This window comes from Dietzia papillomatosis NBRC 105045, assembly GCF_001570845.1.
Classification (GTDB): Bacteria; Actinomycetota; Actinomycetes; order Mycobacteriales; family Mycobacteriaceae; genus Dietzia; species Dietzia cinnamea.
Map to the genome: position 1 here is coordinate 1 of NZ_BCSL01000036.1, position 24,329 is coordinate 24,329.

At 70.3% G+C, this 24,329-nt stretch carries 20 protein-coding genes, 1 tRNA gene and 1 pseudogene; 13 read left to right on the plus strand and 9 right to left on the minus strand.

Annotated features, from left to right (window positions below):
* The 3 genes from DPA01S_RS12395 to DPA01S_RS12405 form a co-directional block, all read right to left on the minus strand.
* Positions 1 to 655, minus strand: a 655-nt coding sequence (locus DPA01S_RS12395; RefSeq protein ID WP_061916632.1) for a YfbU family protein, incomplete at its 3' end; no start/stop codon positions are given.
* A 109-nt stretch (positions 656 to 764) separates the two neighbouring features.
* Positions 765 to 1,541, minus strand: coding sequence for a recombinase family protein (locus tag DPA01S_RS16395; RefSeq protein WP_084374761.1), 777 nt, complete (start codon positions 1,539 to 1,541; stop codon positions 765 to 767).
* Positions 1,542 to 1,825: 284 nt separating this feature from the next.
* Complete coding sequence (locus DPA01S_RS12405) at positions 1,826 to 2,767, minus strand: TIGR03620 family F420-dependent LLM class oxidoreductase (protein WP_061916635.1); 942 nt, start codon at positions 2,765 to 2,767, stop codon at positions 1,826 to 1,828.
* Positions 2,768 to 2,899: 132 nt separating this feature from the next.
* Between DPA01S_RS12405 and DPA01S_RS12410 the strand changes: the two are divergent.
* From DPA01S_RS12410 to DPA01S_RS12430, 5 genes and pseudogenes are all read left to right on the plus strand, one after another.
* Positions 2,900 to 4,141, plus strand: a pseudogene (locus DPA01S_RS12410) (acyl-CoA dehydrogenase family protein).
* Between the two features lie 55 nt (positions 4,142 to 4,196).
* Positions 4,197 to 4,673: a hypothetical protein gene (locus DPA01S_RS12415; RefSeq protein WP_061229397.1), complete on the plus strand. Its 477-nt coding sequence runs from the start codon at positions 4,197 to 4,199 to the stop codon at positions 4,671 to 4,673.
* 44 nt (positions 4,674 to 4,717) lie between these two features.
* Positions 4,718 to 5,581 (plus strand): SDR family oxidoreductase, encoded by an 864-nt coding sequence (locus tag DPA01S_RS12420; protein ID WP_375545272.1) that lies wholly within the window; start codon positions 4,718 to 4,720, stop codon positions 5,579 to 5,581.
* A gap of 1 nt (position 5,582) precedes the next feature.
* A complete protein-coding gene (locus DPA01S_RS12425) occupies positions 5,583 to 7,430 on the plus strand; it encodes a glycoside hydrolase family 15 protein (RefSeq protein ID WP_061916638.1) in 1,848 nt (615 codons plus the stop codon).
* A gap of 3 nt (positions 7,431 to 7,433) precedes the next feature.
* Complete coding sequence (locus DPA01S_RS12430; RefSeq protein ID WP_061229395.1) at positions 7,434 to 8,414, plus strand: TIGR03885 family FMN-dependent LLM class oxidoreductase; 981 nt, start codon at positions 7,434 to 7,436, stop codon at positions 8,412 to 8,414.
* A gap of 15 nt (positions 8,415 to 8,429) precedes the next feature.
* On the opposite strand, the gene DPA01S_RS12435 is transcribed toward DPA01S_RS12430, so the two are convergent.
* Positions 8,430 to 9,071 (minus strand): TetR/AcrR family transcriptional regulator, encoded by a 642-nt coding sequence (locus tag DPA01S_RS12435; protein WP_375545271.1) that lies wholly within the window; start codon positions 9,069 to 9,071, stop codon positions 8,430 to 8,432.
* Here DPA01S_RS12435 and DPA01S_RS12440 point away from each other — a divergent pair.
* Positions 9,024 to 9,506: a DUF4442 domain-containing protein gene (locus DPA01S_RS12440; protein ID WP_232303132.1), complete on the plus strand. Its 483-nt coding sequence runs from the start codon at positions 9,024 to 9,026 to the stop codon at positions 9,504 to 9,506. The two genes, DPA01S_RS12435 and DPA01S_RS12440, sit on opposite strands and share 48 nt — an antisense overlap.
* 197 nt (positions 9,507 to 9,703) lie before the next feature.
* Here DPA01S_RS12440 and pntB read toward each other — a convergent pair whose 3' ends face one another.
* From pntB to DPA01S_RS12460, 4 genes are all read right to left on the minus strand, one after another.
* Complete coding sequence (gene pntB / locus DPA01S_RS12445; protein ID WP_061916645.1) at positions 9,704 to 11,125, minus strand: Re/Si-specific NAD(P)(+) transhydrogenase subunit beta; 1,422 nt, start codon at positions 11,123 to 11,125, stop codon at positions 9,704 to 9,706.
* A gap of 4 nt (positions 11,126 to 11,129) precedes the next feature.
* On the minus strand, positions 11,130 to 12,716 hold the full coding sequence (locus DPA01S_RS12450) for a Re/Si-specific NAD(P)(+) transhydrogenase subunit alpha (protein WP_061916648.1): 1,587 nt from the start codon (positions 12,714 to 12,716) through the stop codon (positions 11,130 to 11,132).
* A 453-nt stretch (positions 12,717 to 13,169) separates the two neighbouring features.
* Positions 13,170 to 13,252 (minus strand) — tRNA-Leu (locus DPA01S_RS12455).
* A gap of 13 nt (positions 13,253 to 13,265) precedes the next feature.
* Positions 13,266 to 13,529 carry a hypothetical protein gene (locus tag DPA01S_RS12460; protein WP_157076975.1) on the minus strand — a complete coding sequence of 88 codons (264 nt, stop codon included), beginning with the start codon at positions 13,527 to 13,529 and terminating at the stop codon, positions 13,266 to 13,268.
* A gap of 483 nt (positions 13,530 to 14,012) precedes the next feature.
* Here DPA01S_RS12460 and DPA01S_RS12465 point away from each other — a divergent pair, with 483 nt between their 5' ends.
* The 7 genes from DPA01S_RS12465 to pknB all read left to right on the plus strand — a co-directional run bounded on the left by DPA01S_RS12465 (position 14,013) and on the right by pknB (position 23,517).
* Positions 14,013 to 14,891: an FHA domain-containing protein gene (locus DPA01S_RS12465; RefSeq protein ID WP_269747526.1), complete on the plus strand. Its 879-nt coding sequence runs from the start codon at positions 14,013 to 14,015 to the stop codon at positions 14,889 to 14,891.
* An 85-nt stretch (positions 14,892 to 14,976) separates the two neighbouring features.
* Positions 14,977 to 15,435: an FHA domain-containing protein FhaB/FipA gene (locus DPA01S_RS12470; RefSeq protein ID WP_061916654.1), complete on the plus strand. Its 459-nt coding sequence runs from the start codon at positions 14,977 to 14,979 to the stop codon at positions 15,433 to 15,435.
* Complete coding sequence (locus tag DPA01S_RS12475; protein WP_061916657.1) at positions 15,432 to 16,874, plus strand: PP2C family protein-serine/threonine phosphatase; 1,443 nt, start codon at positions 15,432 to 15,434, stop codon at positions 16,872 to 16,874. Before DPA01S_RS12470 ends, DPA01S_RS12475 begins: the two co-directional genes overlap by 4 nt.
* On the plus strand, positions 16,871 to 18,340 hold the full coding sequence (locus DPA01S_RS12480) for an FtsW/RodA/SpoVE family cell cycle protein (protein WP_061916660.1): 1,470 nt from the start codon (positions 16,871 to 16,873) through the stop codon (positions 18,338 to 18,340). The genes DPA01S_RS12475 and DPA01S_RS12480 overlap by 4 nt, the downstream gene beginning before the upstream one ends.
* A 7-nt stretch (positions 18,341 to 18,347) precedes the next feature.
* Entirely contained in the window at positions 18,348 to 19,820 is a 1,473-nt protein-coding gene (locus DPA01S_RS12485; RefSeq protein ID WP_061916663.1) for a penicillin-binding transpeptidase domain-containing protein, read from the plus strand.
* On the plus strand, positions 19,817 to 21,475 hold the full coding sequence (locus DPA01S_RS12490) for a serine/threonine-protein kinase (protein ID WP_061916666.1): 1,659 nt from the start codon (positions 19,817 to 19,819) through the stop codon (positions 21,473 to 21,475). Before DPA01S_RS12485 ends, DPA01S_RS12490 begins: the two co-directional genes overlap by 4 nt.
* Positions 21,472 to 23,517, plus strand: a complete 2,046-nt coding sequence (gene pknB / locus DPA01S_RS12495; RefSeq protein ID WP_061916669.1) for a Stk1 family PASTA domain-containing Ser/Thr kinase — start codon at positions 21,472 to 21,474, stop codon at positions 23,515 to 23,517. The genes DPA01S_RS12490 and pknB overlap by 4 nt, the downstream gene beginning before the upstream one ends.
* 82 nt (positions 23,518 to 23,599) lie before the next feature.
* On the opposite strand, the gene DPA01S_RS12500 is transcribed toward pknB, so the two are convergent.
* Positions 23,600 to 24,280 carry an aminodeoxychorismate/anthranilate synthase component II gene (locus DPA01S_RS12500; RefSeq protein WP_061916671.1) on the minus strand — a complete coding sequence of 227 codons (681 nt, stop codon included), beginning with the start codon at positions 24,278 to 24,280 and terminating at the stop codon, positions 23,600 to 23,602.
* Between the last annotated feature and the right edge of the window lie 49 nt (positions 24,281 to 24,329).

The window sequence follows — 24,329 nt, forward strand, 5'->3', positions numbered from 1 at the left end:
GGATCCGCTGATAGAAGCCCAGCCTCGGCCCGTGGGAGTTCCCGTAGTCGTGATCAGGGCCTAGCACGGGGAGGACTTCGGACCAGCGGGTATCGCTAACCAGATGCCGGACGTAGTCAAGGAGTCGCGTTTCGGCCTTGACCTGGAAATCAAAGCCGTCGAATTGCAACAGCCGTTCCGTTTCGTCATCGATGCTCTGCCCGGCGCCCCGAAGACGCTGGATGCTGACCGTGATGGTGCGAAACATGTCGAGCAGATCCATGACGAAGGTGCACTCGTCGGCTGTCAGTTCGGGATGGGTGCTGATGAACACGTCGCTGTATTCGGTGACGTACCCGCCTTCCAGTATTTGGGCACGTTGGCGCTGATAGTCGGGGTCCCCCTCCACGTGGGCGCAGTCTTCGGTGGGGGCGTCTTCATGCGTGGGTGGCATGACGTGGGCGAGGATGCGGTGCTGCATGGCGAGCATCTGCCGCTCGTAGGTGGTCAGGGTGCGCGGCGCAGTCTCTGTCCACCGCCCCCGGGGATCGTCTCGAAGGATCAGCCCTTCCAGGGTGGATCGCACCAGGTCGGATAGGCTCACGCCCCGACTCTGCGCGAGCTCCTCCAGCTCGGAGCGCATGGCATCGTCCACACGAAAAGCGATCGTCGCCACAACACTCTCCTCAAAAGACCGTCAAACGAGTTGTTTGACTGTTATACGCACCGTATCACAGTAACCCGTCCGCGAGGAGGGGGACGATGCAGGAAGGGGGATTGACCACCTAGTGCGACGTGGGCGTCAGTTGACGTTGGAGTGCCCGGTACAGCGTGGAGCGTCCGACTCCGAGATCGCGGGCGATCGCCGATGGCCCCTCCCCCGACTCGATGCGGGCGCGGGCTTTTTCGATTTGCTCGAGGGTCAGGACGCGTTTCCGCCCCTTGTACTTGCCCTTCGACTTGGCGATGGCGATGCCCTCGGCCTGGCGCTCCCGGATGATGGCGCGTTCGAACTCGGCGAACGCCCCGAGCAGGGAGAGCATCAGGTCCGCTCGAGGATCCTGGGCACCAGCGGCGTACGTAGCCCGTTCGTGGACGAACTTCACGCTTGCGCCCTTGGCGGTGATCTCGCCAACGATCTGCTTGAGGTCGACCAGGGATCGAGCGAGTCGATCCATCGACGCGACAACCAGCTCGTCACCGTCTCGCAGATACCCGATGCACTCGGCGAGCTTCTGGCGGCCGGCACGCGAGCGTCCGGACTCCTTTTCGACGTAGACCCGGTCGCACTCCCCCACCGCCTCGAGCTGACGTGCCTCGTTCTGATCGGCGGCCGACACTCGCACGTACGCCACCCGCTGCCCGCGCGGCCGTGACGATCGGCGGGCCGGCTCGGGCTTCCCTTCGACGATGTTCTCCGAGTCCGTCGACTCCACCCGGAAGTTCCAGTCCAACTCGTCCCGGCGACGGAACCGAGTCCGCACCTTCCCACGGCTGACGATGAGTACCTCTTCGCCACCGTCACCCGAACGACCCCGCAGCGTCCCGATCCGGTCAGCCATCGAAAGACCCTTTCGCCCGGTCTGTGTATCAATACACCCTAGACTCGGCGGGACGACGTTTCATAAATAGCAAACTCGACCCTGCGATACAGCGGCGATGGCAGTCCTTCGACCGTCCCGCACGGGTGTACTCGAACAAATCCCGCTGCTGCTGAGCAACACGGGGAGATCTACGAGCGTCGCCAGCGGTGAGTTCCTGCCAGCTCGCAGGTTCGTGATCGGGTAACAGCCGCAACGTCTGGCAACCGACGCGTCTCCGGTCGGCGAAGCCTGGCGACCAGGCGTCAGCCGAGCAGCCCCTCGGCCGCGATCCGCCAGTCCTCCATCGGCGGCGTCAGCACGTTCTCGCCGAGCACCTGCACCAGCACGGTCGAGGCCCCGGCGTCCAGGTGCTCCTGCACACGCGCCCGCGTCGCCTCGACCCCGCGGGTGACCATCGCGTGCTTGAGCCGGTCGCTGCCCCCGCGCACGTAGTCCGACTCGTCGAACCCCTGCCGGGTCCACGAGTTCCGATAGTTCGGCAGGCCCGTATAGACGTTGAGGTGATCGTGGGCCCGCGACCGCCACACCTCGTCGTCGTCGACCCCCTCGGCCACCACCGCGGCGTGCTCCACGACCAGGGCCGGCCCGTCGTCGGCGGTCCCGCCGAGGATCTCGCGCGCCCGCGCGGTGTGCTCGGGCAGCGTCAGGTACGGGTGGGCGCCGGCGGTGCGATCGCGCGACAACTCGAGCATCTTGGGGCCGAGCGCGGCGAGCACGACCGGCGGCATCGTGTCCTCGCCCGCCGCGAGCGGCCGCGTCCTGTCGAGCGCGTCGAGGTACTCGCGCATCGCGGCGAGCGGCCGACCGTAGTCGTGCCCGCGGTGCCGCTCGACCAGCGGCGCGTGCGACACGCCCAGGCCCAGTACGAACCGGCCCGGGTGCATCGCCTCGATCGTCCGCGCGGCCGCACCGGCGGCGGAGGCGTCGCGACCGTAGATGTTGGCGATGCCGGTGCCGAGCACCATCCGACGCGTGGACCCGAGGTACAGCTGCGCGGCGGTGAAGGCCTCGCGCCCCACGGCCTCGCCGAACCACAGCGTGCCCCAGCCCTGCTCCTCGAGCTCGCCGAGCACGTCGGGGATCCGCGCGACCGGGACGCCCTCGAGCGAGCCGGTCCACAGGCCCACCCGCCCGAGCTGCTCCCGGCCCGCGGGGTGAGACGCACTGTCCTGGAGAGCACTCATGGCCGAAAGTGTGCCTGACGAGCGCGACCGTTCGGGGCAATCCCGCCTCCGCGGGGCCGTTCGACGACACACTGAGCTGCAAGGTGTTGCAGATCACAGTGGCGCGCCCGATACCGAGGAGATGAGACGTCGATGTTCGAGTGGTCCGAGACCGACCTGATGATCCGTGACGCCGTGCGCGGCTTCATCGCCAAGGAGATCCGTCCGAACCAGGACGCCCTGGAGAGTGGTGAGGTCACGCCGTACCCGATCATCCGGAAGCTGTTCGCCGAGTTCGGGATCGACGCCATGTCACGCGACAGCGTGGAGAAGATGCTGGCGAAGGAACGGGCGCGGGCCGAAGGCGACGCGGCGGGCGGTTCCGGCGACGCCCTCAGTGGCCGCGATTCCATGATGGCGGTGGTGATCAGCGAACTGGCCGGGGCCTGCATGGGGCTCGTCTCAGCGCTCGGCGTGAGCCTCGGGTTGGGCGCCACCACGATCGCGTCCCGCGGCACGCTCGCACAGAAGGAGCGCTGGTTACCGGGGATCATGACCATGGAGAAGGTCGCGTCCTGGGCGATCACGGAGCCGGATTCGGGTTCGGACGCCTTCGGCGGAATGCGCACCTACGTGCGTCGCGACGGCGACGACTACATTCTCAACGGCCGCAAGACGTTCATCACCAACGGCCCGTACGCCGACGTGATGATCGTCTACGCCAAGCTCGACGAGGGCCCGGGCACCGGTGACGCGGACAAGCGTAACCGCAAGGTCCTCACGTTCGTTCTGGACAAGGACATGGACGGCCTGACGCAGGGCCCGCCGCTGGCGAAGATGGGACTGCACAGCTCCCCTACCGGCGAGCTGTTCTTCGACAACGTCCGCCTGGGCCGCGATCGGCTGCTCGGGGAGTCCGAGGAGGGCCGCGGTGGGGACGATCGCGAGTCGGCGCGATCGAGTTTCACGGCCGAGCGGACGGGCGTGGCGATCATGGCGCTGGGCATCATCGAGGAGTGCCGCCGGCTGTGCATCGACTACGCACGCGATCGGACCTTGTGGGGCCAGGAGATCGGTCGCTTCCAGTTGATCTAGCTCAAACTGGCCAAGATGGAGGTCGCGCGGATCAACGTGCAGAACATGGTCTTCCACTCGATCGAGCGTGCGCGGGCCGGTAAGCCACTGTCGCTGGCGGAGGCGTCGGCCATGAAGCTGTACTCCTCCGAAGCCGCCACCGAGGTCGCCATGGAAGCCGTGCAGTTGTTCGGCGGCAACGGTTACATGTCCGAGTACCGGGTCGAACAGCTCGCGCGGGACGCCAAGTCGCTCATGATCTACGCGGGCAGCAACGAGATCCAGGTGACCCACATCGCCAGAGGGCTCCTCGCGCGCTGAGGTTCTCGCCCGTCCGATCGGTTGCCTCCCGCGCCCGCTCTCGTACCGTCAGTACATGGCCACCGAGATGTTGCACACGTACATGCAGGACCACCACGCCGGTGCAGCCGCCGGGATCGACCTGTTCCGGCGCGTCGCCGAGGATCACAACGACCCCCACGTCCGGAAGGTCGTGAGCCGTATCGGCGACGAGACCGTCGAGGATCTCAAGGCCCTCGAGGAGCTCATGACGCTGGCGGGAACGTCGCCGTCGCTCCTCAAGGACCTGCCCGCGAAGGCGTCCGAGAAGCTCGGCCAGCTCAAGCCCAACCGCCGCATCGCCGACCGGTCGCCGCTGAGCGATCTGGTCGAGCTCGAGGCGCTCACCCTGGCGGTGACCGGCAAGAAGATGGGGTTCCGGGCACTGCTGGAGATCGAGGACCCGCGCCTGCCGACGCCGACGCTGCAGAACCTCTTCGACCGCGCCGAGCAGCACGCCCGCGAATTGGAGGAACTGTGCGTGGAGTGCACCGGCGTGCTCAAGCAGCAGTGATCGAGATGGGTACCGCGAGCGACATCGCACACAATGCGCAGCACATGGTCAACGACTCCGGCGGGTTCCCCGCCCAGGAGCAGGAGCCGCCCGGGCTGACGTCCCGGATGGACCCCCGGCCCGATCACGGCGAGCACAGTTACCGCGGGTCCGGCCGACTGGAGGGCCTCAAGGCGCTCATCACCGGCGGGGACTCGGGCATCGGGCGGGCAGCCGCGATCGCCTTCGCGCGCGAGGGCGCGGACGTCGCGATCTCCTACCTGCCGGTCGAGCAGCCGGACGCCGAGGAGACGGCCGGGTGGATCGAGAAAGCCGGACGCCGCGCGGTCCTGCTCCCGGCGGACCTGCAGGACGAGTCGCAGTGCCGGAAGGTCGTCCGCGATGCCGCCGACCACCTGGGCGGGCTGGACGTCCTGGTCAACAACGCCGCGTACCAACACGCTCGCGGGGAGGGGCTAGAGACCATCGACACCGAGAACCTCGACCGGGTGATGAAGACCAACCTCTACGCCACGATCTGGGCCAGCCAGGAGGCGCTGCGGTTCCTCGGCCGCGGCTCGTCGATCATCAACACCACCTCGGTGCAGGCCTACCAGCCGGCCCCGCCGCTGATCGATTACGCGTCCACCAAGGCCGCGCTCAACAATCTCACCGTCAACCTGGCCAATGAGTTGGGCGAACGCGGGATCCGCGTCAACGCGGTCGCGCCCGGTCCCATCTGGACACCGTTGCAGCCCGCCACCCAGAAGGGCGACACCCTGCCCGAGTTCGGCGGCGACACCCCGCTCGGGCGGGCCGGGCAGCCCGGCGAGTGCGCCGGGGCGTACGTCTTCCTCGCCTCCCCGTCCGATGCGAGCTACGTCTCCGGAACCGTGCTGGGGGTGACGGGCGGCAAGCCCATCTTCTGACATGTCGACTCCCCTCGAGGAATACGCCCTCCTGTCCGACCTCCGGACCGGCGCGTTGGTGTCCCGCGACGGCAGCATCGACTGGCTGTGCCTGCCCCGTTTCGACTCCCCCGCCGTGTTCTCCGCGCTGCTCGGCGAACCCGAGGACGGACGATGGCTGTTGTCGGTGGTCGACGGTGAGGTGGTGGAGCGTCGCTACCTGCCTCTGACCTTCGTGCTGGAGACCACCTGGCGCACGCCCCGTGGAGTCGCGCGCGTGACGGATTTCCTGCCTCGCAGCACCCGACAGGGTGACCTCATCCGCAAAGTGGAGTGCGTCGACGGCGAGGTGGAGGTCGAGCACGACCTGCGGCTGCGCTTCGACTATGCCCGCGCCACCCCGTGGACCAGGGAAATCGCCCGTGACGGCGACGAGCGGGCACTGCTCTCACTGGCCGGCCCCGACGCCATCCTGGTGACCGGCCCGACCCTGCAGTGCCCGGACACGGACCTCGGTGGCTCCGGCGGGCAGCGGGCCACCCGACTGGAGGGCAGGTTCGCCCTGGCGAGCGGCGAATCTCTGGCGTGGGACCTCACCTGGTTCCCGTCCCACCAGGACCCGCCCGCCCCGCCGGACACCGAGCAGGCCCTCGGCGCCACGGTCGCGATGTGGCGGGAGTGGGCCGACCAGCTGTCTGTGGACGGCCCCTACCGGGAGGAGGTCGTCCAGTCCCTGCTGGTGTTGCGCGCACTGACGAACCTCGACACCGGCGGCATCGTTGCCGCCCCCACCACGTCGCTCCCGGAGGAGTTCGGCGGCGGCCGCAACTGGGACTACCGCTACACCTGGCTGCGCGACGCCGCGTTCACCATCGAGGTCGTGGTGGCGCACGGGCTCACCCGGGGCGCCACCCCGTGGCGCGACTGGCTCCTGCGCGCGGTCGCCGGTGACGCCCGGGACGTCCGGATCATGTACGGGCTCTCGGGCGAACGGCAGCTACGCGAGGAGGAGCTCGGCCACCTCAACGGGTACGAGGACTCGCGCCCCGTCCGCATCGGCAACGGAGCCGCCGACCAGTATCAGGCGGACGTCGTGGGCGAGGTGATGATCGCCCTGCACGAGCTGCGCGCGGCGGGCGTGGACGAGAACGAGTACACCTGGGGGCTGCAGAAGAGCCTGCTGGACTACGCCGAGGCGAACGTCAACCGCGAGGACCACGGCATCTGGGAGATGCGCGGCGACACCCATCACTTCACGCACGGCCGCGTCATGATGTGGGCCGCGTTCGACCGCGGGATCAAGGCGGTCGAGGAGTTCGGCCTCGACGGTGACGTCGAGCGCTGGCGGGAACTGCGCGCCCGGCTGGCCGAGGAGATCGAGGCGAAGGGGTTCGATCCGGAGCTGGGCAGCTACACCCAGACCTATGACAACGACGAGGTCGACGCGTCCCTGCTCCAGCTTCCCCACACGGGTTATCTGGCCTTTGACGACCCACGCATGCTCGGCACGGTCGCCAGGATCGAGAAGGACCTGGTCAGCGGGTTCGGATTGGTCAACCGCTATCGAACCGCCAGCGGCATGGACGGGGTCGGCGGCACCGAGTACCCGTTCGTGATGTGCACGTTCTGGCTGGTCGAGCAGTACGCCTGCAGCGGGCGGCTCGCAGACGCCGAGAAGCTCATGGGCGACCTACTGGCCCGCGCGAGTGACCTCGGCCTCTTCGCCGAGGAGTACGACCCGGACACAGGACGTCAAGCGGGCAACTTCCCCCAGGCGTTCAGCCACATGGGACTGATCCGGGCCGCGGACGCCATCGACGCCGCACGCGGCGCCCGCTCCGCACCCGGAGCCCAGCACAAGGAGGACTGAGCGATGGCCGACTACGGGTTCCACGCCTCCCACGAACAGATCTCGCCCGGTCGACTCCTCGCCGACGTGCAGCGGGCCGAGCGAGCGGGATTCCGCATGGCGATGTGCTCCGACCACTTCGCGCCGTGGTCCGTTCGTCAGGGCCACTCGGGCTTCGCCTGGTCCTGGCTGGGCGCCGCGCTGGCCACCACCGACCTCGAGCTGGGCACCGTGTGCGCACCCGGGCAGCGCTACCACCCCGCGGTGGTCGCCCAGGCGTCGGCGACCCTGGCGCAGATGTTCCCCGGACGCTTCTGGCTGGCCCTGGGCAGCGGCCAGAACATGAACGAGCACATCACCGGAGCCCCCTGGCCCGCCAAGGACCTCCGTCAGGCACGGCTCGAGGAATGCGTCGACGTCATCCGCCGCCTGCACGCCGGCGAGGAGGTCACCCACCGCGGACTCGTGGAGGTCGACCGGGCACGCGTCTACTCCCTGCCCGACGCCCCGCCGCCTCTCCTCGGGCCCGCGCTCACCCCGGCCACCGCCGAGCGGGCCGCCGCCTGGGCGGACGGGCTCATCACCGTCAACGCCGACCTCGAGACCGTGGCCGGGATCGTAGGCGCCTACCGCGCCGCCGGCGGGCGCGGGCCGCTCGCCCTGCAGGTCCACATCTCGATCGCCGACACTATCGAGCGGGCCCGCGACCTCGTCCGCGACCAGTGGCGCAACAACGCGGTCGACTCGCCCCTCGACGCGGACCTGGCCACCCCGGAGGAACTCGACCTCGCCGGACGCCGCCTGTCAGACGAGAAGATCGCCGAGGCCGTGATCGTCACCGACTCCGTCGACGACCTCATCGGTCGACTGCGCGATTTCGAGGCACTCGGCTTCGAGCGGATCTACCTCCACCACGTCTCGCGGGACCAGACACCGTTCCTCGAGCTGGCCGAGCAGGAACTGCTGCCCGAACTGCACGGTGCACGGCCGCGGAGTTCCACGTGAAACTCGCTGCTCCGGTCAGGAGGTGGCTTCGGCGCGATCCACTTCGGCCCCGTACAGCGTCCGGATGGCCTGCGCGGCCTCATCGAGCGGGCTGATCGCCCGACGCGCCCGTGACACGGCCACCGCCCCTTCGAGAATACAGAGCGACTGCAGGGCGAGGCGATCCGCCGACGTCGTCGTCATACCTCTCTCCTCCAACATCCGCGCCAACACCGACTGCCACCGCCCAAACGCCTCCCCCGCCTGCTCGGTCAGTTCAGGCAGTGCCGGATCGGCGTCCACCACCACGGCGAGCACCGGACATCCCGCGCGGTAGTCGCTGGCGACCAACTGCTCGCGCCAGAGCGCGACGAATGCGTCCAGCGCGACAGCCGGATCGTCCTCCCCCGCCGCCCCGGCGAGCACGGTGATCGAGTCCGTCGCGAACTCGACCGCCTCCGACAGCAGTTGCGCGCGTCCGCCGGGAAAGTGGTGGTACACGGACCCTCGCGGTGCACCGCTGGCCGCCAGGACCTTGTCGATGGTCGTCCCCCCCACCCCGTTCTCCCGCAACAGGACCGCGGCGGCATCAAGCGGGCGCTGTCCTCCGCGCGGGGGATGCAGATCGGGATGAGCCTCTGGCCGCCCTACCTCGCGGCGGGCGTCCGCGTCGAGCACATCGCCCCGGACTTCAACCGGGCGCGTGTGCGGCTGAACCGCCGGCCGTGGAACACCAACTACGTCGGCACGGCGTTCGGCGGCTCGTTGTTCTCCATGTCCGACCCGTTCTGGATGTTCCTGCTGATGCGCCGTCTGGGGTCGGAGTACGTGGTGTGGGACGTCGCCGGCGAGATCGACTTCGTCTCCCCGGGGCGCACCGCCGTCCACGCGGAGTTCGAGGTGACCGCCGAGCAGGTCGCCGAGATCCGCGACGCGGCCGCCGGCGGCGAGAAGGTACTGCGGTGGTTCAGCACCGACCTGACCGATGACAACGGCCAGGTCGTGGCGCGGGTGCGCAAGCAGATCTACGTCCGGCGCAAGCGCGATGCGGCCGCGCCGGCGCCCAACAGCGCGGCCGACACGGCAACCGGGGTGCCGGCCACGCGACCCTGACGCCGCCTCGGTCGGGCTCTACCCGGGACGGTCAGGCGAAGGGCGCTCCGGGGTCCGCGCCGACGCGAAGCGCGGTGACCCCCACCATCGATAAGAGGGTTTCGACCACATCTACTCGCACGATGTGGTCGAAACCCTCTTGTCGATGAGGCCGGAGGGAGCTCACGCGCCTTATCGGTCGCGTCCCGCCCGCAACGTCAGGCGTTCGCGCCCTGCTGCTCCTTGACGGCGGTCAGGATGTCGCCGACGCGGTCCTTGGCGTCACCGAACAGCATGTCGGTGTTGTCGCGGAAGAACAGCGGGTTCTGCACACCGGCGTAACCGGCGGCCATGGAGCGCTTGAACACGATGACGTTCTCCGCCTCCCACACGTGCAGCACGGGCATGCCGGCGATCGGGCTGCCCGGGTCCTCGGCGGCGTCCGGGTTGACCGTGTCGTTGGCGCCGATGACCAGCACGACGTCGGTGTCGGCGAAGTCGTCGTTGATCTCGTCGAGCTCGAGCACGATGTCGTACGGCACCTTGGCCTCGGCCAGCAGCACGTTCATGTGTCCGGGCAGACGACCGGCGACCGGGTGGACGGCGAAGCGCACGTCCACGCCGCGGTCCCGCAGGGTGCGGGTCAGGTCGGCCACCGGGTACTGGGCCTGGGCCACGGCCATGCCGTAACCCGGCGCGATGATCACCGAGCTGGCGTTCGCGAGCATCTCCGCGGCACCGGCGACGTCGATCTCAGTGTGCTCGCCGTGGTCCTTGCCCTCACCGGAGGAGGCCTCGATACCGAAGCCGCCCATGATGACCGAGAAGAACGAGCGGTTCATCGCCTTGCACATGATGTACGACAGGTAGGCACCCGAGGAGCCGACAAGCGCGCCGGTCACGATCAGCAGGTCGTTACCGAGCAGGAAGCCGGTCGCCGCGGCGGCCCAGCCGGAGTACGAGTTGAGCATCGACACCACCACGGGCATGTCGCCGCCGCCGATGGAGGCCACCAGGTGCCAGCCCAGCGCCAGGGCCAGGACGGTGACCACGACGAGCATCCACAACGCCGGGCTGATGACGAACCACACCGTCAGCACGAGGAACGCCACGAGGATTCCGGCGTTGATCAGGTTCTTTCCGGGCAGGACCAGCGGCGCGGACTTCATCTTGGCCGACAGCTTGAGGTAGGCCACGATCGAGCCGGTGAAGGTCACGGCGCCGATGAACACACCGATGAACACCTCGGCGTGGTGGATGCCCAGCAAGGAGCCGGTCAGCTCACCGTGGAGCTCGGGCTCGAGGTAACCGTTCCAGCCCACCAGCACGGCGGCCAGACCGACGAACGAGTGCAGGAGAGCGATGAGCTCGGGCATCTCGGTCATCTGCACGCTGCGCGCACGCATCAGACCGATCCCGGCACCGACGATGACGGCGACAGCCATCAGGGCGATGCCGATCGTGGCGGGCTGGTGATCGAGGACCAGGACGACAGTGGCCACCAGAGCGATGGCCATGCCGGCGATACCGAAGGTCAGTCCGCGACGGGCGGTCTCATGCTTGGACAGGCCTGCCAGGGACAGGATGAACAGTAGCGCTGCGACGAGGTAGGCCGCGTTGGCGGCGGTCACGAGTGACATGGACTCAGGCTCCCTTCGAGAACATGCCGAGCATGCGACGGGTCACGGCGAAACCGCCGAAGACGTTGATGGACGCGACGAGGATCGCGATGGTCGCGAGCGCCAGGCCAACGGAGTTGTCGATGCCCACCTGCAGCAGGGCGCCGACGACGATCACGCCGGAGATCGCGTTGGTCACCGACATCAGCGGGGTGTGCAACGCATGGTGCACGTTACCGATGACGTAGTAACCGATCACGATCGCCAGCACGAACACCGTGATGTGCTGCGGCATATCGCCCGGGGCGATCGCGATCAGCACCAGCAGCAGCGCCATGCCCAGGCCGATCAGGCCCATCTTGGCGCCGGACGACATCTTCTTCTTCTCTTCGGGCGCCTCGGCCGGCGCCGCGGCAGCCGCAGGGGCCGGGGCCGCGCTGACCTGCACCGGCGGCGGCGGCCACATGAGCTCGCCGCCCGAGGTGACGGTGACGCCGCGCTGGACGACGTCCTCCATGTCCAGGGCCCACACGCCGTCCTTGCCCGGCGTGACGAGCTTGGCCAGGTTGACCAGGTTCGTGCCGTACAGCTGCGAGGCCTGCGCCGGAAGACGCCCCGCCAGGTCGGTGTAGCCGATGATCGTGACGCCGTTGTCGGTCACCACGACCTCGTCGGCGACACTGCCCTCGACGTTCCCGCCCTGGGCGGCGGCCATGTCCACGATCACCGAACCGCGCTTCATCGAGGCCACATCCGCGGCAGTGATCAGGCGCGGCGCCGCACGGCCCGGGATCAGCGCGGTGGTGATGATGATGTCGACCTCGGCCGCCTGATCGGTGTAGAGCTTGGCGGCCGCGCGATCGTAGGCCTCACTCGTGGCCTTGGCGTAACCATCGGTGGAGACGACCTTCTCCTCCTCCGGCACCTCGACCGGCAGATACTCGCCACCGATCGACTTGACCTGGTCGGCCACCTCGGGCCGCGGATCGGTCGCACGCACGATCGCGCCCAGGCTCGAAGCCGCACCGATCGCAGCCAGACCCGCCACGCCCGCGCCGGCGACGAGGACCTTGGCCGGCGGCACCTTGCCCGCCGCTGTGACCTGGCCGGTGAAGAACCGGCCGAAGTGATGGGCGGCCTCGATCACGGCGCGGTAGCCGGCGATGTTGGCCATCGATGACAGCACGTCCATCGACTGCGCCCGCGAGATACGCGGCACCGCATCCATCGCCAGTGCGGTCACGCCACGCTCGGCCAGCACCGTCAACAGGTGCTCGTTCTGCGCCGGCGCGAGCAGGCTCACCAGCGTGGCCCCGGACCTGACCCGGGCCACCTCGAACTCGGTCGGGACGGCGACTTTCATCACCACATCGGACGACCAGGCGGCATCACCGTCGACCAACTCGGCGCCAGCCTCCGCGTATGCAGCGTCGGCGAACTCCGCGCGCGTGCCGGCGCCCCGCTCGACCACGACCCGGTAGCCCAGGCCGATCAACTTCGCGACCGTCTCAGGCGTCGCGGCCACACGGCTCTCCGCCGGGTTGGACTCGGCGACCACACCGATCACCGAGGGCGCGTCTGCGGTTTCCCGGAGGTCGTTCACCGGGGTCATATCAGGGATCTCTTCAAGGCTCGAGGCCATCGGGCATCCTTTTTGGGCGTAGTGAGCGAGCCGACGCGTTCGCATCGGCTCCGTCGTTTTCTCGTGTCGGTGTTCTACTCATTGTCCACAGGCCCCGGAACGTGTTCTGCCGGGGTGCGCTCCAGTCACCGATCCGCGATCAGAGCTCACGAAGCAGCTCGGGGTGGGATGGTGTCCCCGGCTTCGTCCGCCGATGAGGCGTCATCCCCCGGAATGGGCAAGGGTGGCGCCACGTCTCCCGAGGAACTTTCGGGAGAGCCTACGGGACACCTTGCGTGCTGAACGATCTCGTTCAGGTGTTTTCGGCGGCCTTGTGACGGATGCCATAGCACCAGGTGTCCACCACCGAGCGCTCCTGAGAGAGGCCATGAATGCACAACACCCCGGATCACCTGGTCGGTGATCCGGGGTGCTGACCTGCTGTGGGCGAAGGGGGACTTGAACCCCCACGTCCCGAAGGACACTGGCACCTGAAGCCAGCGCGTCTGCCATTCCGCCACTCGCCCGAGTAACGCCCGATTACGTTAACACGGAGGGAACGGCTCTCACCAATTGGCCGGCCAGGGCCATTGCGCGGTGCCGTTCGCGCCGGGTGGTCGGCGCCATCGGCGACCGATCACACGCAGCCGGGAGGGACCACTCCCGGGTCTGCCGTGTCACCACCAGCGCGACGATCGACATCAGGACGATGACCAGCACGATCTGGTGGGCCACGGCCATCGCTGCCACCGACAGCATGAACAGGGCCGTCCCGGCCGCGCCGCCGTGTCGTTCGCGGAGCAACAGCCCGACCGCTCCCGGTAGAGGATGTAGACGGCCGCCGGGGGGGGGAGAAATAGTCCTGACCGACCCAGGTCATCGTGAAAGAGATCAGCAGTGTCATCAGCACGACCGCGGGCCGCGGGGTTTATCACCAGGTACATCGGCCCATCCGGCACGTGCGGGCCCGTCCACCTCCCAGTTCTTGTCACCGTCGAGGAAGAAGTCCAGACACCGTTTCTCGGGCTTCGACGATCCGCTGGCGGGGAGCATCCACACGGCGGGCCAGAGTCCGGCCCCCCAGGGGGCGGGAAAGCGACCTCGACCGTCCCGTGAGTGAACGTGAGTCGGGCGCGCCCGGCCCCGGCGCGGGCCAGCGGAGCGGCCGGGTCTCTTTACGCGTGCGTTTAGTCGGCCGTCACCTCTATGATCGACCGGATGCTGCCGCGGGCGGCGTGACCGAACCCGCCCGGGCACCGGGTGGGATCCGACCGGATGGAGAAGGGAGTGAGCGTGGGAATCGTCGGCAAGTTCGAACGGACCCTGCAGGGCGCTGTGGGCGACGCGTTCGCCCGCCTCTTCGGCGGTCGGGTCGTGGCGGCCGAGGTGGAGGCGCAGCTACGCAAGCAGGCGGAGGCCTCCCTCAAGGTGGTCGACGGCCACCTACTGGTCTCCAACAGCTACACCATCACCCTCGCGCGGTCGGACTACGAATCGTTCACCGAGGACGAGGCGCTGGCCGTGAAGACCTTCTCCCGCCACCTGTCGGATCACATCACCGAGCAGGGCTGGGAGACCTACGGTCCGGTCACGGTGACCTTCGTGGAGCGCGACGACCTCCACACCGGACAGATGCGTATCGACGGGGTCGTGGACCCCGATGCCGTCCCGTTCCACATCTCGGCCGCCGCGCCGGCACCGCGACCGGATCATCCCGCGCCGTCGTCGCCGTCGCGCCGCGAGCCGAGTGCGAGCAAGGAGAACATCGACATGCAGGCACCCGCCTCCAACTATCCCGTCGCGGCCGAGACCGGCCCCCGCAGCTCCGGCTGGGGCGGCCCGTCCGACGCGCCCACCCAGATCACGCAGGGGCGCTCGTCCCTGGCGGTCACGCTGCACCTCGAGGACGGCTCGGGCCGCACCTTCCGCCTCCAGCGGGGCTCCAACCTCCTCGGACGAGGTCAGGACGCGGCGTTCCGACTACCCGACACGGGCGTCTCGCGGCAGCACGCGGACATCCACTTCGACGGGCGGGAGGCGGTTCTCACCGATCTCGGCTCGACCAACGGCACCACGGTCAACGGCGGCCCGGTCCAGGACTGGCAACTAGCCGACGGCGATGTGATCCGGGTCGGACACTCGGAGATCACCGTCCGGTTCGACTAGCCTCGACACGAATGACCCCCGGAACCGCCGGGGGCGGTGACACGTTGGTAGAGGTGACCCGACGGACGAGGGGAGGACGGCACCAGTGCAGGGACTCGTTCTGCAGCTGTCGCGCGGCCTGTTGCTGGTGCTGCTGTGGCTCTTCATCTACCTCACGCTGCGCGCGCTGAAGACCGACGTCTTCGGCAACGTGGGCATGCGCTCCGGCGGCCGCGCCGAGCGCCGCGGTGGGGTGTTCGGCCGGGGCGCCAAGGCCATCCGCCACCTCGTCGTCACGCAGGGTGCGCTGGCCGGCACCCGCATCACGCTGTCGGAGCAACCGGTCCTGCTGGGCCGGGCGGACTCGTGCACGTTGGTGATCGACGACGACTACGCGTCCAACCAGCACGCCCGACTGTCGCCACACGGCCCCGACTGGTTCCTCGAGGATCTGGGTTCGACCAACGGCACCTATCTGGACAGGACGCGGGTGACGACCCCCGTCAAGGTGGCCGCCGGCACGCCGATCCGGATCGGCAAAACCGTGATCGAGCTGCGCGCGTGACCCCGGCGCTCGTCTACACCGCCCGGTCCCATCTGGGCATGGTGCGGGAGAACAACGAGGACTCGGCGTACGCCGGCCCGCGCCTGCTCGCCCTGGCCGACGGGATGGGCGGCCACGCGGCGGGGGAGATCGCCAGCCAGTTCGTCGTGGCCGCGCTGGCCCGGCTCGACGAGGACGAGCCGGGGCAGAACCTCACCGCCGCCCTCACCCGCGCGCTCACCGTCGGCAACGAGGCGATCGCCGCCCACGTGGAGGCGCACCCGGAGACCGAGGGGATGGGCTGCACCGCCACGGCGCTGCTGTTCGACGGCCGCCGCATGGGGCTGATCCACGTGGGTGACTCGCGCGCGTACCTGCTGCGCGACGGCACACTGAGCCAGATCACCAGGGACGACACGTTCGTGCAGTCACTCGTCGACCGCGGGGAGCTCTCCGCCGACGAGGCGCACACCCATCCGCGCCGCTCGCTCATCCTCAAGGCCCTGACCGGCGAGCCGGTGGAACCGACCGCCGTCATCCGCGAGGCCCGCGTGGGCGACCGGTACCTGCTGTGCTCGGACGGCCTGTCCGACCCCGTGAGCACGGAGACCATCGCCGAGACGCTCTCGACGGGCACGGTCGAGGAGGCGGCGGACCGGTTGGTGCAGCTGGCCCTGCGGTCGGGCGGGCCGGACAACATCACGGTCGTACTGGCGGACGTCGTGGACTCGCCGCGCGACGCCCCCGTGGTGCCCGTGGTGGTGGGCGCGGCGTCCGGCGACGAGCCGGGACAGATCGACCCGGCCGCCGATCCGTACTCGGACACCGCGGCCGGGAAGGCCGCCGCGTTCTCCCGCGCCCAGGTCGCGTCGCGCGCCGGGGAGGTCGGCGGGTCCGGTGCGGGACGTGGAGCCGCCGGCCCGGGCCCGGCGGACGACGACGACGAGGGCGATCCCGCTCCGCCGCGTGGCAGCAGATGGCGTTTCGCGCTGAGCGTCGTCGGGGTCCTCGCGGTGCTGGCCGGGATCGTCGGCGTGTCGGCACTGCTCGTCCGCAGCAACTACTTCGTCACCGAGGAAGACAACCAGGTCGTGGTGAAGAGGGGCATCTCCGGGGAGGCCTTCGGCATCTCGTTGGCCTCGGTCAGCCAGGTCGCGTGCCTGGCCAGTGACGGTGACCTGACAATGCACTCCCCGGACGCCATCCCCACCGGCTGCGACGTGTTCACCCTGGGCGACCTGCGCGAACCCGCCCGGGAGACGGTGCGCGCCGGGATGCCGTCAGGCAGCCTGGCCGAGGCGACCGCCCAGGTCTCCCGCCTCGCGCAGGACAATCTCCTGCCGGTGTGCGAACCCGAACCACGGGACCCGGACCGCGACGGGCGCACCTCGCCGTCGTCGCCCTCCTCCCCCACCGGCCCGGCGCCGGTGCCCGGTGAGACCTGTCGGGCGGTGAGCTGAGCGTGACCAGCGCCGCATCGACCTCGCCCGCGTCCGACCCCCGAGGGCAGGCGGTCCCCGACCACCCGCGCCGGGGCAAGGAACTCGTCCTGCTCATCGCCGCGTCGGTGATCGTCGGGTTCGCGCTCCTGCTCGTCCAGCTGGCCCAGGAGCAGGAACTGTCACCGGCCCTGCTGTGGATCACGCTGGCGTTCCTCGGCCTGTCCGGCGGCGCCCACCTGCTCATCCGCTGGCTCGCCCCCTACGCCGACCCCGTGCTCCTGCCGGGCGTCGCGCTGCTCAACGGCCTCGGACTCGTGCTCATCTACCGGCTCGACCTGGCGTACGCCGCCAACGCGGCGGCCGCCGGCAACGACCCGCCCGGCATGGACGTGACCCGGCAGTTGCTGTGGACGTTCATCGGGCTCGGCGTCATGGGCGCGGTCCTGTTCCTCCTGCGCGACCATCGGGTGATGGCCCGCTACGGCTACACGATGGGGTTCGCCGGGCTCGTCCTGCTGGCGATCCCCGCCGTGCTGCCCGCGCGGTTCTCCGAGATCAACGGCGCCAAGAACTGGATCATCCTGCCCGGGTTCACCATCCAGCCCGGTGAGTTCGCCAAGATCCTGCTCATCATCTTCTTCGCCTCGATCCTCGTGGAGAAGCGCGAACTGTTCACCACCGCCGGTAAGCGCGTGCTGGGGGTGGACCTGCCGCGCGCCCGCGACCTCGGGCCCATCATCGTGGCGTGGTTCCTGTCGCTGGGCGTGCTGGTGTTCAACACCGACCTCGGCATGTGCCTGCTGCTGTTCGCCACCGTGCTGACCATGCTGTACGTGGCCACCGAGCGGGTGAGCTGGTTGCTCATCGGCGTGGTGCTGGTGGCGGTCGGCGGTGTGCTCGCCTACGCGCTGTTCGGGCACGTCCGCGTGCGGTTCCAGATCTGGCGGGACCCGTTCGCGTTCTTCGACACCGGCGGTTACCAGAGCTCGCAGGCCCTGTTCGGGCTGGCGTCCGGCGGAATGGGCGGCACCGGGCTCGGCAACGGCCGGCCCGACCAGGTACCGTTCGCCAACACCGACTTCATCACCTCCACCATCGGCGAGGAACTGGGCCTCATCGGCCTGGCCGCCGTGCTGATGGTCTACGCGATCCTCGTGCTGCGCGGCATCCGCGTCGGGCTGACGATCCGCGACAGCTTCGGCAAGCTCGTCGCCGTGGGCCTGGCGTTCACCGTGGCCATCCAGGTGTTCGTCGTGGTGGGCGGTGTGTCCACGCTCATCCCGCTGACCGGCCTCACCCTGCCGTTCATGGCGTACGGCGGGTCCAGCCTGCTCGCCAACTACGCCCTTATGGCCATCCTGCTGCGCCTGTCCAACGACGCGCGCCGGCCCATGCCCACCCCCCGCCAGGCACCGGCGCTCGCCGAGGCCGCCACCGGCCTGATGCGCGCGCCGCGGCTGCTGCCGGGGCGGAGGAACGGGTGAGCGCCGCGTGAACGTCGCCATCCGCAGGGTCGCCGTGGCCGCCATGGTCATGGTGGTGGCCCTCCTCCTCCAGCTCACCTGGGTGCAGGTCTTCCGCGCCGACGAACTGCGCGCCGACCCGCGCAACACCCGCATGCTCCTCGACGAGTACTCCCGCCAGCGCGGACAGATCACCGCCGGCGGGCGCGTGCTGGCCATGTCCCTACCGTCGGAGGGCCGCTTCGAGTTCGAGCGCACCTACCCCACCGACCCCGAGGTGTTCGGCCCCACCGTCGGCTACTACTCGCTGCAGTTCGCCACCGCCGGGATCGAGCAGTCCCAGGACGCTTTCCTCAACGGCTCCGATCCGCGCCTGCTGTCGCAGCGCATCACCGGCCTCATCTCCGGCCGCACCCCCCAGGGCGGCTCCGTCGAGCTGACCCTCGACCCGGTCGGCCAGCGCGTCGCCTACGACGCCCTCCGCCGCGGCGCCGGCCAGGGCCCGTTCGTCGGGTCCGTCGCCGCCGTGCGTCCCTCGACCGGCGAGGTGCTCGCGCTGGCCTCCAGCCCCTCGTTCGACCCGGGCGCCCTGTCGAGCACCGACCCCGACGTGCGCGAGGCGGAGATGACCCGCATCGAGCAGAGTCCCGACCGGCCCCTGCTCAACCACGCCACCCAGCAGGCCCTGCCGCCCGGCTCGACGATGAAGGTCATCACCACGGCCGCGGCCCTCGAGCAGGGCATGGGCCCGGACACCCCCGTCTCCGGCGCCGACCGCACCCTCCTGCCCGGCACAGCCACCTACCTGCAGAACTACGCGGGTCAGACCTGTGGCGGCGGCACGGTCACCCTCCGCACGGCGCTCGAGCTGTCCTGCAACGTCCCGTTCGTGGAGCTGAGCCAGGAGATCGGCCCGGAGGCGTTCACCGAGATGGCCGAGAAGTTCGGCGTGGACGGGTCCGCCCCGGAGGAGTTCGGGGTGCCCGTCGCGCCGTCGGGGCTCGGGCAGATGGAGGACGCGGCCCAGCTCGCCATGAGCGCGATCGGCCAGAGCGACGTCCGCATGACCACCCTGCAGAGCGCCATGGTCGCCGCGACCGTCTCCAACGGCGGCGTCCGCATGGAGCCGCAGCTGGTCAAGTCCCTGACGGCGCCCGACCTCTCCGTCGTCGAGGGTTTCACCCCTCGCGACGCGGCCCGCGCCCTCACCGACGACCAGGCCGCCACCCTCACCGACATGATGATCGGCGCCGAGGCCAACGCCGGCGGCGGCCTGCCCGGGGTGACCATCGCCTCCAAGACCGGCACCGCCGAGCACGGCGTCGACGCCTCCACGTCGATCCCCTACACCTGGTACATCGCGTTCGTCCCCGGCCGCGACGTGGCGGTGGCCGTGGCGATCGAGTCCGGCCCCGGCATCACCCGCGACACCGTCGGCGCCACCTACGCCGCCCCCGTCGGGCGCGAGGTCCTGGGCGCCCTCCTCGGGGGCGCGCCGTGAGCCTGAACTCCGGGGCTCTGCTGTCCCAGCGCTACCGTCTGTTGCGGCTCATCGCCACGGGCGGGATGGGTCAGGTCTGGGAGGCGGACGACTCCGTCCTCGACCGGCACGTCGCGGTCAAGGTCCTCAAAGCCGAGTACTCGTCCGATCCCGAGTTCGTCGAGCGGTTCCGGTCCGAGGCCAAGGTCACCGCGCGGATCTCCCATCCCGGCATCGCCACCGTCTACGACTACGGCCAGATCACCGACCCCGCCTCCGGCAGCCCGCTGTCCTACCTCGTCATGGAACTCGTGGTGGGCGAGCCGCTGTCGGACGTCCTCGCGCGCGAGGGCACGCTGCCCCTGCGCCACACGCTGGACATGCTCGAGCAGACCGGCCGCGCCCTCAACGCCGCCCACGCGATCGGGCTCGTGCACCGCGACGTCAAGCCGGGCAACATCCTCATCACGCCGACGGGGCAGGTCAAGCTCACCGACTTCGGGATCGCCAAGTCCATGGGCGCGTCCGCCGTCACCCAGACGGGGATGGTCGTGGGCACCGCCCAGTACATCGCGCCCGAGCAGGCGATGGGCCACGACACGACCCCGGCCGGCGACGTCTACTCCCTCGGCGTGGTGGGTTACGAGTGCCTGGCCGGGCGGCGACCGTTCGTCGCCGACTCACCCGTGAGCGTCGCGATGATGCACGTGCGCGACACCCCGGCGCCGCTGCCCGAGTCCGTGCCCGGCCCGGTCCGGCGCGTCATCGCCGAGGCGATGTCCAAGGATCCCGAGCGGCGCTACCCCGACGGCGAGGCCTTCGCCGAGGCCGTCGCCGACATCCGCGCCGGCCGCGATCCACGCCCGCCGAGTGCGTTCCTCGCCGCCGCGGGCGGGGCCGCCGCCGGGGCGGCCGCGGGTGCGGCGGCAGCCACCGCGGCGACCACCGTCCTCCCTGACGACGGCTCGGGCGTGTACCGCGCCTCGTCGGCCGGCGCGGATCCGACGCGCGCCTACACGAGCATGCACCCGGGCACCGCGGGCCGGCCCCGCACCCAGGGCGCGCCCCGCACACCGGGACCCACCCGCACGCAGGGACAGCCGGCCGCGCAGGCACCGGGCCGGCCGCCGGCCACCGGCCGACAGCCCGCCACGCCGGTCACCACGCGACCTCCCCGGCGTCGCCGCGGGGGCGGGTGCGCGGGGTGGTTCCTCGTGGTGTTCGTCCTGGTCGCCGCCCTGGCGGTCGCCGCGGCGGTCGCGCTGTCCAATCTCGGCGTCTTCGGCCCGGGCGGGCTGTTCGGCGGCGGCACCACCACTCCGCGGACGCCGGCCACCACGCCCGTCACCACCGTGACCACGCAGGCCCCCGCCCCGGCACCCACGCCGCGGCCGAGCCCCACCCCGTCTCCCACGCCGACACCGGAGCCCTCGCCGTCGCCGACAGGGGCGCCGGCCACCTCCGACCTGCAGGACATGCTCGACTCGCTCACCTCCGAGTTCAGCTCGCTCCTGCCGCAGCAGGGCCAGGGCCAGCAGGGCGCACAGGGCCAGGGTCAGGGTCAGGGCGGCGAAGGCCGGGGTGACGAGGGTCGCGGCGACGGTCCCCAGGCCAGCGGGCGGACCGACGGTGACGTCGTGCCCGTGCCGGCGCGCGGCGGGGGTGAGGGCGCATGACCACACCATCCGTCCTCGCGGGCCGGTACGAGATCGGCGAGACCCTCGGCTTCGGCGGCATGTCGGAGGTCCACCGGGGTCGGGACACGGTTCTCGGCCGCGACGTCGCCGTGAAGATCATGCGGCCCGAGCTGGCCCGCGACGAGACCTTCTACCAGCGCTTCCGTCGTGAAGCGCAGAACTCGGCATCGCTCAACCACCCGTCGATCGTCGCGATATACGACCAGGGCGAGGAGCACACCGACGAGGGCTCCCTGCCGTACATCGTCATGGAGCTCGTCGAGGGCGACACCCTGCGCGACATCATCCGGATGGACGGCCCGATGCCGCTCGACCGCGCGCTCGGCGTGATGGCCGACGTGTGCGGGGCGCTCGACTTCTCGCACAAGAAGGGCATCATCCACCGCGACGTCAAGCCGGCCAACGTCATGATCTCCCGCGACGGCGCGGTCAAGGTCATGGACTTCGGCATCGCGCGCGCGGTCAGCGACTCCTCGTCGTCGCTCACCACCACGTCGTCGGTCCTCGGCACCGCGCAGTACCTGAGCCCGGAGCAGGCGCGCGGCGAGACCGTCGACGCCCGGTCGGACCTGTACTCCGCCGGTTGCGTGCTCTACGAGATGGTCGCCGGGGTGCCGCCGTTCACGGGCGAGTCGCCGGTCGCGGTGGCGTACCAGCACGTCCGCGAGTCCCCGCGGCCGCCGTCGGCGGTCAACCCGGAGGTGACGCGGTACGTCGACGCGGTGGTCATGCAGGCCATGGCCAAGAACCCGGAGAACCGCTACACCTCGGCCGGGGAGATGCGCACCGACCTCATCACGGTGCTCACCGGCGGCCGTCCGGCGGCGCCGTTGGTGCTGTCGGACGACGACCTCGACGACGACGAGCGGCCCGACGCGCCACACGGGTTCACCGGCGCGGGGTACGGGACCGGCCGGCCCCAGCAGTCTCCGTCGGATGCGCTCACGGAGGCCCACGATCTGGCGGGCGTGGCCGGCGGAGCCGCGGGGGCCGCGGGGGCCGCGGCGGGCTCCCGTCCCGCATCCCACTCCGCGGGCGGTCGCCGTCCGGCGGCCCGCGACGGCGACCGCCGCAGGCCACGGGGGGTGGCGGTCGCGCTGGCGGTGCTGCTCGTCCTGGGCGGCGTCACGGCCGTGTCCCTGTGGGCGACCTCGAACGGCGGCGGCGGGATCTCGCGGCCGCAGGAGGTGACGATCCCGGAGGTGGCGCAGCGGCCGGTGGCCGAGGTGGTCGAGGAGCTCACCGCGCTCGGCCTGGAACCGGTGCAGGCGCCGGCGCCGCACCCGGAGATCCCCGAGGGTCACGTCATCTCGTCGGACCCGATCGCCGGCAAGCGCCTCGCGGTGGGCTCGGAGATAAACCTGGTCGTGTCCACGGGTAAGCCGATCCTGTCGGTGCCCAACGTCATGGGGATGTCGCCCGCCGACGCCCGGTTGGCGTTGGAGGAGGCCGGGTTCCAGGTCGTCCCGGAGAACGAGGCCCGGCCGTCGACGCCGGAGGACCAGGACAAGGTCGTCGACACCGATCCCGCGCCGGGCGCGCAGGTGCCCTCCGACCGGCCGGTCCGACTGACGGTGGGGTCCGGGCCCGAGCAGGTCGCGGTGCCCGGGGTGGTCGGCCAGGGCGCCGAGTCCGCCCGGGCCACGCTCGAGGCCGCGGGCTTCCGGGTGGACACGCTGCGCGTCGACGGCACGGCGCCGGAGGGTCAGGTGGTCGGCCAGTCGACGCCCGCCGGGCAGTCCCAGCTCAAGGGCGCGACGATCACGCTGCAGGTCTCGGCGGGGAACCGCTTCGAGATGCCCAACATCGTCGGCGACACCGTCGAGGAGGCGTTGGCCAAGCTCGAGCAGGCGGGCTGGCGTGGCGGCCGCGGCCAGCTCGTCGAGCTCCCGCAGAACGATCCGGACCTGTCCAGGGTCGGCCGGATCTACTCGCAGCAGCCGCCGGTGGGCGAGGCGGGCGTCAACGACCAGGTCGTGGTCCGGGTGATCCGATTCGGCCTGGTCCCCGGCCCCGGCTGACCCGCCGCCGTCCTCATCGAGAAGACAGTTCGGCACGCCCCCTCTCGGGCGATGCGTGCCGAACCGTCTGCTCGACGGCGGTCTAGGCGAGGGCGGCGCCGCGGGTCCGGTCGAGCTCCGACTCCAGCCGCGTCACCAGGGTCTCGGACGGCCGCTCCCCGCACATCCCCAGCCAGTTGGCGAGCATGCGGTGCCCGCCGTCGCTCATGACCGACTCGGGGTGGAACTGCACGCCGTGGACGGGCATGTCGCGGTGACGCATCGCCATGATCAGCCCTGACTCCGTCCACGCCGTCGGTACGAGCGTGTCCGGGATCGTCTCGGGCAGCACGGTCAGCGAGTGGTAGCGCGTGGCCGTGAACGGGCTGGGGATGCCGGCGAGGACACCGGAGTCGTCGTGAGTGACCCGGCTCGTCTTGCCGTGCATGAGCTCGGCGGCACGGTCGACGGTCGCGCCGAACGCCTCACCGATCGCCTGATGTCCCAGGCACACGCCCAGCACCGGCACGCCCGCGCGTCCACAGGCCCCGATGAGCGGGATCGTGGCACCCGCCCGGTCAGGCGTTCCGGGCCCCGGGCTCAGCAGGACGCCGTCGTACCCGCCGATGGCGCGTTCCAGACCGGCCGGGTCGTAGCGACCGTCCGGGCCGGCGAGCCTGGAGTCGTCGTTCCTCCACACGTCGCACGTCGCGCCCAACTGGCCCAGGTACTGGACCAGGTTGTAGACGAAGCTGTCGAAGTTGTCGACGACGAGAATGCGCATAGACGCAGGGTACTGCGCTCGGGCCGGGGAGCGTCTCCGGTGGGCTTGG

Bases quoted from the DNA above. Each gene is read 5' to 3' on its own strand.
- DPA01S_RS12405 (WP_061916635.1), bottom strand. From the start codon at position 2,767: ATGAGTGCTCTCCAGGACAGTGCGTCTCACCCCGCGGGCCGGGAGCAG.
- pknB (WP_061916669.1), top strand. From the start codon at position 21,472: ATGACCACACCATCCGTCCTCGCGGGCCGGTACGAGATCGGCGAGACC.
- DPA01S_RS12415 (WP_061229397.1), top strand. From the start codon at position 4,197: ATGGCCACCGAGATGTTGCACACGTACATGCAGGACCACCACGCCGGT.
- DPA01S_RS12425 (WP_061916638.1), top strand. From the start codon at position 5,583: ATGTCGACTCCCCTCGAGGAATACGCCCTCCTGTCCGACCTCCGGACC.
- DPA01S_RS12440 (WP_232303132.1), top strand. From the start codon at position 9,024: ATGAGCCTCTGGCCGCCCTACCTCGCGGCGGGCGTCCGCGTCGAGCAC.
- pntB (WP_061916645.1), bottom strand. From the start codon at position 11,125: ATGTCACTCGTGACCGCCGCCAACGCGGCCTACCTCGTCGCAGCGCTA.
- DPA01S_RS12500 (WP_061916671.1), bottom strand. From the start codon at position 24,280: ATGCGCATTCTCGTCGTCGACAACTTCGACAGCTTCGTCTACAACCTG.
- DPA01S_RS12420 (WP_375545272.1), top strand. From the start codon at position 4,718: ATGGTCAACGACTCCGGCGGGTTCCCCGCCCAGGAGCAGGAGCCGCCC.
- DPA01S_RS16395 (WP_084374761.1), bottom strand. From the start codon at position 1,541: ATGGCTGACCGGATCGGGACGCTGCGGGGTCGTTCGGGTGACGGTGGC.
- DPA01S_RS12430 (WP_061229395.1), top strand. From the start codon at position 7,434: ATGGCCGACTACGGGTTCCACGCCTCCCACGAACAGATCTCGCCCGGT.
- DPA01S_RS12450 (WP_061916648.1), bottom strand. From the start codon at position 12,716: ATGACCCCGGTGAACGACCTCCGGGAAACCGCAGACGCGCCCTCGGTG.